Source organism: Streptomyces zinciresistens K42, assembly GCF_000225525.1.
Taxonomy (GTDB): domain Bacteria; phylum Actinomycetota; class Actinomycetes; order Streptomycetales; family Streptomycetaceae; genus Streptomyces; species Streptomyces zinciresistens.
On the sequence record NZ_AGBF01000459.1, the window covers coordinates 1 to 959 of the forward strand.

A 959-nucleotide genomic window follows, 5' to 3' on the forward strand; every position below is an offset into this window, starting at 1 on the left:
AGGCGCCGCCGGCGAACCAGTCGGCGACCCGCTGCGCCGCCGGCCGCTGCTCGGGGTCCTTGGCGAGCAGGCCCAGGAGGTAGTTCTCGAACGCGGGCGGCAGCCCGGTGACGCCCAGCTCGCGCGGCGGCACCGGGGCCGCGTCCAGGTGCTGGTGCAGGATCGCGACGGCCGAGTCGGCCTGGAACGGCGGGCGGCCGGTGAGCAGTTGGTAGAGCACACAGCCCAGCGCGTAGACGTCGGAGGCGGGGCCGGCCTGCTGTCCGAGGGCCCGCTCGGGGGCGAGGTAGAGGCTCGTGCCGACGATCTGCCCGGTGGCGGTGAGGGCGGCGCCGGGGTCGTCCATGAAGCGGGCGATGCCGAAGTCGGCGATCTTGAGGGTGCCGTCGGAGTCGAGGAGCAGGTTGCCGGGCTTGATGTCCCGGTGGACGATGCCCTGCCGGTGCGCCGCCTCGAGTCCGGCCGCGGCCTCGGCGGCGATCCGGGCGACGCGTTCGGCGGGCTGCGCGCCGGAGTGCGTGAGCACATGGGCGAGGCTGTCGCCGCCGATCAGCTCCATCACCAGGTAGAGCCGGTTGTCGTGCTCCCCGAAGTCCCGCACGCCGACCACGTTCGGATGGTCGATGCGGGCGGCGGTCTGCGCCTCCAGCCGGAACCTGGAGGTGGCGGTGGGGTCGGTGTCCTGCGGCAGCAGGAGCTTGACGGCCACGTGCCGGGCGAGCATGTCGTCGTACGCCCGCCAGACCTCCCCCATACCACCCCGCCCGATCGACTCGCTCAGCCGGTAGCGGCCCGCTATCAGCACCTGTTCTCATCCTCATGCCAAGGGACGTGTCGGTCGCCGCGGGGCCAACTCGCCCCGTGAGTACGGGTGGTGGTGGGAGGAGGTGCCGCAGCCGCCCCAGCATACGTGCGAAGTCGATCACCTGTGGTCCACGGGGTCTTCACCGGGACCGCCG

At 72.8% G+C, this 959-nt stretch carries 1 protein-coding gene; it reads right to left on the reverse strand.

Features of this window, described 5'->3' with window-relative positions; all coding sequences use genetic code 11:
* On the reverse strand, window positions 1-805 hold an 805-nt coding region (locus tag SZN_RS37200), incomplete at its 3' end, for a serine/threonine-protein kinase (RefSeq protein WP_007506562.1).
* Between the last annotated feature and the right edge of the window lie 154 nt (window positions 806-959).